Raw genomic sequence first — 7895 nt, forward strand, 5'->3', positions numbered from 1 at the left:
GCGGCGCGCGCGCAGATGGCCGGATTGATCGCCGGTCCGGAGCGGCCGATCTCGAAGACCGCGCCGGTGACGTTTCTGGCGGACCGGGTATCCTATGATCGCAAGAGCGGCATCGTCATCGCGACCGGGCATGTCGAGGCGTGGCAGAACGGGCACGTTCTGTATGCCGACAAGGTGGTGATCGACCGCGACCATGATACCGCCACCGCGATCGGCCATGTCGTGATGATGGAGCCTTCGGGCGAGATCGCGTTCGCGAAACGGGCGGCGCTGTCGAACGGCATGAAGGACGCGGTGATGCACGACGTCGCGACGATGCTCGCCGAGAACGGGCGGATCGTGGCCAACGGCGCGCGGCGCTATGGCGGGGTGATCAACGAATTGTCCAAGCCGGTCTATTCCACCTGTGATCTGTGCAAGCACGACCCGACGGCACCGCCGCTATGGCAGATCAAGGCGCGCAGCGCCGTCGAGGATCTGCGGCACAAGGTGATCGAATATCACGATGCCGAGTTGCAGATTTTCGGCTTTCCGGTGTTCTGGTTGCCCTATTTCTCGCAGCCCGACCCTTCGGTGAAGCGCCAGGACGGGCTGCTGATCCCCTCGTTCGGGTCATCGACCCATATCGGCGAATTCCTCGCGATTCCCTATTTCTGGGACATCAGCAAATCGCAGGACGCGACAATCGTGCCGATCATCGCGAGCAAGGCGGGGCCGGTCCTGGACGTGAAATATCGCCAGGCCCTCAACGATGGCAAGCTGACCGTGAACATCTCGGCCGGCAAGGATCGCTACGCGCAAAGCTCCGGCCTGTCGGATTCGATTTTTTCCAACGGCGTGTTCGACCTGAACAATAGCTGGCGGGCCGGGTTTTCGTACAACCACACCTCGACCGTTCAGTATCTGAACGATTTCCGCTATCTGCCGAACGCGGCGTTCCTCGCCTCGAACGCCTATCTCGAAGGGTTCGGCGAGGGGTCCTACGCCAAAATCAGCGCCAATACCTATCAGGGTTTGGTCGCGACCATCACGCAGAGCGAGTTGCCGATCGTCGCCCCCTATGCGCGCTACGATTATTTCGGCGCGCCCGACGAATTCGGCGGGCGGTTCTCGATGGCGGCGAGCGCCTACAATGTGTTCCGCGAGGTCGGCACCAACAGCCGCCGGGTCGCCGTGGTGTCGAACTACGATCTGCCGGCAGCCGGGCCGGACGGGATTTTATTCGACAGCCGGGTGCGTCTGATCGCGGCGGGGTATTCCGCCAGCAAACTCAACGAGCAGCCGAATTATTCCAGCGAAACCGCCGGGCAAACCGCGCGGGCGATTCCCATCGCGGCGCTCGCGGCGCGCTGGCCGTTGGAGCGCAGCGCGGGCGCCTGGGGTGAACAGATCATCGAGCCGCGCGTTCAGCTCGAAGTCGCGCCGGTGTATGGTCTCGGCCAGACCCAGGTGATCCCGAACGAGGACAGCCTCGATTTCCAGTTCACCGACGCCAACCTCTTCAGTCTTCAGCGTTTCGGCGGGATCGATCGATTCGCCGGGGGTTCGCGCGTGGATTACGCGCTGCAAGGGGCATGGTATCTGCCGGGCGGTGCCTATGCCACCGGCCTGATCGGGCAGTCCTACGCGTTCCACAAAAACCTGCTCTACCCGCCCGACAGCGGGTTGAACGACAATGTGTCCGACATCGTCGGCCGCGCCACGATCGCGCCGGTATCATGGCTGAGCGTGACCTATCGCACCCGGTTGTCGCATCAGGATCTGGCGCCGCGGATGATCGATACCTTCGCCACCTTCGGCACCAAGGCGCTACGGTTCAGCGCGGGATATTTCTACAGCACCACCAACCCGTATTACCTGTTCACCCAGGCGGGCGGGCCGCCGCCGGCCTATTTCGTGCCACGCCGCGAAATCACGCTCGGCGCCTCGACCACGCTGGTGCCGCACTGGAGTTTTTCGGGAGCGACGCAGCGTAACATCGAAACCGGCCAGTTCGACAATGCGGCGTTGACGGCGACCTGGCAGAACGAATGCACCGCGGTCAATATCAGCTTCTACCGCTCCTTCACCTCGTTCAACTACGATCACGGCACCACGACGCTGCTGATCAACATCACGCTCAAAACGCTCGGCAACTTTGGATTCAGCGCCCTATGAAACTGCTCTCGCTCGGATGTCTGCTCGGCCTCGCCGCAACCAGCCTGGTGCCGCTCGGCACCGCGCGGGCGCAGGACGCAAGGATCGCCGCCGTGGTGAATGGCGCCGTGATCACCAATCAGGATGTCGATGCGCGGGCACGGCTATTCGCGCTATCCGCCGGGCTGCCGCCCAACCCGCAAATCCTGGACCGCTTGAAGCCCCAGATCACCAGCGAGCTGATCGATCAGGCGCTGCAATTGCAGGCGATCGAGCAGCATAAAGTGGTGGTGCCGCAGCAAAAGATCGCCGATGCCCTCGCCCGGATCGACAAGGCCAATGGTCTGCCGCCCGGCGGGTTACAAAAAAAACTCGCGCAGGCCGGCATCCCCTACGCCACGCTGGTCGGCCAGTTCCGCACCGAGCTCGGCTGGACCGATGTGTTGAAAAAGCAGCTCGGCGAATCGCTGCGTCCGACGCGCGAGGATGTGATGGCCGAGCAGCGGGCGATGCGCCACGAAATCGGCCAAACGCAATATCATATCGCGGAAATCTTCATCCCGATCGAGCGGCCCTCGGATGAGGCCAACGCCCGCCGTTTCGCCGATACCGTGATCAAGCAATTGCGCAACGGCGCCGCGTTTCCCGTGGTCGCGGCCCAGTTCAGCCAGAGCCAGAGTGCGCTGACCGGCGGCGACCGGGGATGGGTCGAGCCTGATCTGCTCGATCCGGCGGTGCGCGCGATCGTGCAGCGGATGCCGGCGGGTGCGATTTCCGATCCGGTGCGGGTGGCCGGCGGGTTCGAAATCGTCAATTTACTCGGTACCCGCAAATTCGGCGAGGAGCATGAGACCACGCTCAACATCCGCCAGGCGTTCCTGCCGTTTCCAAGCCCGTTCCAGGGGGGCCAGCCGACTCCGGCGCAGCTCGCGGTTCTGGCCCATGCCAACGCATTGCGCGCCGGGCTGCATGATTGCGGCGCGGTGGCCGCGGCGAACGCGGCGGTGGGCAATGTGCGCAAGGCCGATCCCGGCCCGGTCAATCTGGCGACCGTGCAGCCTGCCGCGTTCCAGAGCCTGCTCGGCAGCCTGCCGATCGGCCAGATCAGCCAGCCCCTGGTCTCGCATAACGGCGTCGCTCTTGTGATGGTGTGCAGCCGGGTCACCAGCAAGACCGGCCTGCCGCCGATCACCGCGATCGCCAATCTGCTGATCCAGCGCCGGGTTTCGCTCGAATCGCAACAATTGATGGACGCGTTGCATCGCAATGCGGTGATCGAGCGCAATCCGGCCGGATAGCGCGTCATGGCGCTGGAACCCCTGCGCGCGGTGATCGCGCGGCACGGTCTGGCGACACGAAAATCGCTGGGGCAGCATTTTCTGCTCGACCCGCAGTTGCTGGCGCGGATCGCGCGGGTGGCCGGTTCCCTCGCGGGCGTTCACGTCATCGAGGTCGGGCCGGGACCGGGCGGGCTGACGCGCGCCTTACTCGCCACCGAGGCCGCCAGCGTCACCGCCATCGAGATCGACCCGCGCGCCATCGCCGCAACGTCGGACCTGTTGGCCGATCACGCCGCGCGGCTGCGGGTCGTGGCCGGCGATGCGCTCGAAATCGATGTAACAACGCTCGCCGCCGCCCCGCGCGCGATCGTCGCGAACCTGCCCTATAACGCCGGCACCGCGATGCTGCTGCGCTGGCTGCATCAGGCGGGTGATTTCCGGGTGATGGCGCTGATGTTCCAGCACGAAGTCGCGGAGCGCATCGTCGCCCCGCCCGGCTCCGCCCATTACGGCCGCCTGGCGGTGCTGGCGGCGCTGACCGTGGATCGGACGATCGCGATGAATGTGCCAGCCGCCGCGTTCTCGCCGCCGCCGAAGGTGGAGTCCGCCGTGGTCAGGCTGGTGCCCCATGCGGTGCAACCCTCACCCGCGCTGCTCGAAGGCGTCGGGCGTGTGACCGCGGCCGCCTTCGGTCAACGGCGCAAGATGCTGCGCGGTTCGCTGAAATCGCTCGGTGGCGCGGCCCTGCTTGAGCGCGTCGGCATCGATCCGCAGCGCCGCGCGGAAACCCTCGCGCCGGCCGATTTCGTCAGACTCGCGGAAGCATTATGATGACGAACGACGATCGGGGGTGATTGTTCAGATCCCGTCCGGTCTTGTATGCGGAACGGTCACGCCGGCGATCGATCGGGGTCGGGCGGCGCAATCTGGATGAGGGAGCACGCGATGAAGGCGTTTCAGGAATTCTACCCCGAGGAATTGTCCCATTGCTACGGGTGTGGCTGCCATAACGCGCACGGCCATCAGATCAAGACCTATTGGGACGGCGATGACACCGTAACCCGCTTCACCCCCGAGGCGTTTCACACGGCGGTTCCCGGTTTCGTCTATGGCGGGTTGCTCGCCTCGCTGATCGATTGCCATAGCACCGGCACGGCGGCCGCGGCAGCCTATCGCGCCGAGGGCCGGCCGATGGACAGCCTGCCGGCGCGCCGCTTCGTGACCGCCTCGCTCCAGGTGAGCTACCTGAAACCCTCGCCGCTCGGTCCCGAAATCGAAATCAGGGGCCACATCCGCGAGATCAAGGGGCGCAAGGTGATCGTTGACTCCTCCGTGACGATCAACGGCGTGGAGACCGCGCGCGGTGAAGTGGTCGCGGTTCAGATGCCCGATCATTTCGGCGCGACCCCGGCGTGAACGAATAGTCCCCGCGCGACGCTGCAATCGCTTGCCGGAACCGGGCGGAAACCAGAGGAGAGTTCAGGATGCAGACCGTGTTGCGGGACCAGGATGCCACCGGGCTCGCCGCCCTGATTGCCACCGGCGCGCTCTCGCCGGCCGAGGTGCTCGACGCCACGCTGGCCCGGATCGATGCCGCCGAACCGCAAATCAACGCGATCGCCGTCGATCTGCGCGATCGCGCCCGCGCACAGATCGCGGCGCCGCTCACGGGTCGGTTTGCCGGGGTGCCGTTCCTGCTCAAGGACATCTTCCAGAGCGAGGCCGGCGTGCGCATGACCATGGGGGCGATGCCGCTGGCCAATAATCTGGCCACCACGACCAGCGCCTATGTCGAACGGTGCCGCCGCGCCGGCCTCGTGATCGTGGCCGCCACCACCACGCCCGAACTCGGGCTCAAGGCGACCACCGAGACCCTCCTGCACGGCGCCACGCGCAACCCGTGGAACCTGCATCACACGCCCGGTGGCTCCTCCGGCGGTTCTGCCGCCGCCGTCGCCGCGGGCTATGTGCCGATGGCCGGCGCCTCGGACGGCGGTGGCTCGATCCGCATCCCGGCGGCCTATTGCGGGTTGTTCGGCCTGAAACCCTCGCGCGGCCGCGTCTCGGAAGGGCCGGAGGTCGGCGAGGCCTGGGAAGGAGCCGTCTCATCGCATGTGCTGACCCGCTCCGTCCGCGATTCCGCCGCGATGCTCGATGTGCTCGCGGGCGCCGAGCCCGGCGATCCGTTCGTCATCGCGCCGCCGTCACGCCCGTTCGTGCAGGAATGCGCGACACCGCCGGGCCGCCTGCGCATCGGCTTCGCCACGACATCGCCGATCGGCGGGCGGGTCGCGCCGGAGATGGTCGCTGCGGTTCAACAGACCGCGGCCTTGCTGCAATCGCTCGGTCACATCGTCGAAGAGGCGCAACCGGCGATCGACGGCAGCCTGCTCGCGCGCTGCTACATGGGGCTGTATTTCGGCCATATCGCCGCGATGACAGCCAGAATCCGCCGCGAAACCGGCTGTTCGGCGGCCGCCTTCCACGCCGACACCCGCGCCATCGCCTCACTCGGCCGCGCCATGTCGGCGGGTGCCTATGTCGAGCTGCATGCCGAGTGGAACCGCTTCGCCCGCGCTCTGGGCGCGTTCCACGCGACGTACGACCTGTTCCTCACCCCCACCACCGCCCTCGGTCCGGCGCGTATCGGCGAACTCGACACGCCGAAACCGCTCCAGCTTATCGCCCGCCTGGTCGATCGCCTTGGCGCGGGCAAACTCATGCTCAAATCCGGCATCGTCGAGGAAATGTCGTTCAGAAATCTCGAACGCACGCCCTTCACCCAACTCGCCAATCTCACCTTCGTTCCCGCCATATCGGTGCCGCTGCATCAGGGTCCGGACGGCCTGCCGATCGGCGTGCAGTTCGTCGCGCGTTTCGGTGATGAAGCCACGCTGCTCCGGCTTGCCGGCCAGCTGGAACAGGCAGCACCCTGGGCCGGCCGGCAGAACGACTACTTCCGCGCCTGAGGACACCCGAGGGACCAGCGCCGATGCAAGCCGGCGGAGGATTGTCTCCGCTGGACGCACGGAATCATCATCGTTTGTTAATAACTGCCCGCGATACTGCGGCCGATGGATGGAACCGGACTCGCGCAGGCACGGGAACAGGCCGCTTCAGGGCAGGATCAGGCCGCGATTCAATCGTATCTCGCGGTGCTGCGGCGCGACCCCGACGATGTTGATGCGCTCATCGAACTCGGCAGCCTGGCCACCACGAACGGCCATCGGGCCGCGGCGATGACCGCGTTTCGCCGCGCGATCCTGGTGCGGCCAGGCGATGCGCGAGGTTATCTCGGCATCGCCGCGCTCAGTGCCGATGCTGGCGACACGATGACCGCGCGGCATTATTTCAACATCGCCATTAATCTGGAACCGGCGAATCATCTCGGTTATCAGGGTCTGTGCCGGCTCGACCCGGCGTCCGACCTCACCCTGGATCACTGGCACCACGGCTTCGCGGGCAACGCCGTCACACGGATGCGCCATCGCGGCGCCGGCGCCGGCGTTGCGCTGCTGCTGCTGGTTTCGGCACGCGGCGGCAACATTCCGACCGCGCCATGGATCGATGACCGGATCTTCGCCGTCACCGCGATTTTCGCCGAGTTCTTCGATCCCGCCGCCCCGCTGCCGCCGCATGAGGTGATCGTCAACGCCATCGGCGACGCCGACCTCTGCATCGAGGCATTGCAAGCGGCCGAAGCCATCGTCGCGCGATGCGCACCGGGCACGCCGATCATCAACCACCCAGCCAAGGTGCGCGCGACCGGGCGGGTCGCCATCGCGGCGCGGCTGCGCGCGATCCCAGGGGTAATCACCCCGGATATTGCCCTGCGTGACCGCAAGGATGTCATGGCGGCACCGCCGCCCGCCCCGGTCATCCTGCGCACGCCGGGTCATCACACCGGCCAGCACTGCCTGCTGGCCGAGCGCGCCGACTCAATCAGCCCCAGCCTCGATCAACTTCCCGGTGACAGGATTTTTTCGATCCAATATCTCGACGCCCGCGCGGCTGACGGACTGGCACGGAAATACCGCGTCATGCTGATCGGCGGTATCGCCTACCCGGTCCACCTCGCCATCTCGCCCGACTGGAAAGTGCATTATTTCACCGCCGCCATGGCGAACGCGGCCGCGCTCCGCGCCGAGGAGCAACGCTTCCTCGAGAATATGCAAGCCACACTCGGCCCACGCGCGATCAGCGCCCTCGCCGCCATCCAGTCCATGATCGGTCTCGATTACGCCGGAATCGACTTCGCCCTGTCAGCCACCGGCGATCTCATGGTGTTCGAAGCCAACGCCACCATGGCCCTGATCCCCCCCGACGACGACCCGGTCTGGCACTACCGCCGCCCCGCCATCACCGCCGCCATCACCGCCGCACGCCGGTTGATTGGGGGGTGTGGGGCTTGAGGTAGCCAGTAAGGTCAGGGGGCTTTGCCCCCTGGACCCCCACTAAGGGCGAGGCCCTTAGAACCCG

The 7895-nt window shown here is 66.1% G+C and carries 6 protein-coding genes; all 6 read left to right on the forward strand.

Annotated elements, in window-relative coordinates; all coding sequences use genetic code 11:
• On the forward strand, positions 1–2157 hold a 2157-nt coding region (locus ACP5E6_RS13765; RefSeq protein ID WP_427954884.1), incomplete at its 5' end, for an LPS-assembly protein LptD.
• A complete protein-coding gene (locus ACP5E6_RS13770) occupies positions 2154–3434 on the forward strand; it encodes a peptidylprolyl isomerase (RefSeq protein ID WP_427954885.1) in 1281 nt (426 codons plus the stop codon). The genes ACP5E6_RS13765 and ACP5E6_RS13770, both read left to right, overlap by 4 nt.
• 6 nt (positions 3435–3440) lie before the next feature.
• Positions 3441–4247, forward strand: a complete 807-nt coding sequence (gene rsmA, locus ACP5E6_RS13775) for a 16S rRNA (adenine(1518)-N(6)/adenine(1519)-N(6))-dimethyltransferase RsmA (protein WP_427954886.1) — start codon at positions 3441–3443, stop codon at positions 4245–4247.
• Between the two features lie 114 nt (positions 4248–4361).
• Entirely contained in the window at positions 4362–4832 is a 471-nt protein-coding gene (locus tag ACP5E6_RS13780; protein WP_427954887.1) for a PaaI family thioesterase, read from the forward strand.
• Positions 4833–4900: 68 nt separating this feature from the next.
• Positions 4901–6385 carry an amidase gene (locus ACP5E6_RS13785; RefSeq protein WP_427954888.1) on the forward strand — a complete coding sequence of 495 codons (1485 nt, stop codon included), beginning with the start codon at positions 4901–4903 and terminating at the stop codon, positions 6383–6385.
• Between the two features lie 105 nt (positions 6386–6490).
• Positions 6491–7828 carry a hypothetical protein gene (locus ACP5E6_RS13790; RefSeq protein ID WP_427954889.1) on the forward strand — a complete coding sequence of 446 codons (1338 nt, stop codon included), beginning with the start codon at positions 6491–6493 and terminating at the stop codon, positions 7826–7828.
• Positions 7829–7895 lie beyond the last annotated feature (67 nt).

Origin of the sequence: Acidiphilium sp., from assembly GCF_049977125.1 — a bacterium.
GTDB lineage: Bacteria > Pseudomonadota > Alphaproteobacteria > Acetobacterales > Acetobacteraceae > Acidiphilium.

Excerpts from the sequence above, each read along its gene's own strand:
- ACP5E6_RS13770 (WP_427954885.1), top strand. The coding sequence starts at position 2,154 with ATGAAACTGCTCTCGCTCGGATGTCTGCTCGGCCTCGCCGCAACCAGC.
- rsmA (WP_427954886.1), top strand. The coding sequence starts at position 3,441 with ATGGCGCTGGAACCCCTGCGCGCGGTGATCGCGCGGCACGGTCTGGCG.
- ACP5E6_RS13780 (WP_427954887.1), top strand. The coding sequence starts at position 4,362 with ATGAAGGCGTTTCAGGAATTCTACCCCGAGGAATTGTCCCATTGCTAC.
- ACP5E6_RS13785 (WP_427954888.1), top strand. The coding sequence starts at position 4,901 with ATGCAGACCGTGTTGCGGGACCAGGATGCCACCGGGCTCGCCGCCCTG.
- ACP5E6_RS13790 (WP_427954889.1), top strand. The coding sequence starts at position 6,491 with ATGGATGGAACCGGACTCGCGCAGGCACGGGAACAGGCCGCTTCAGGG.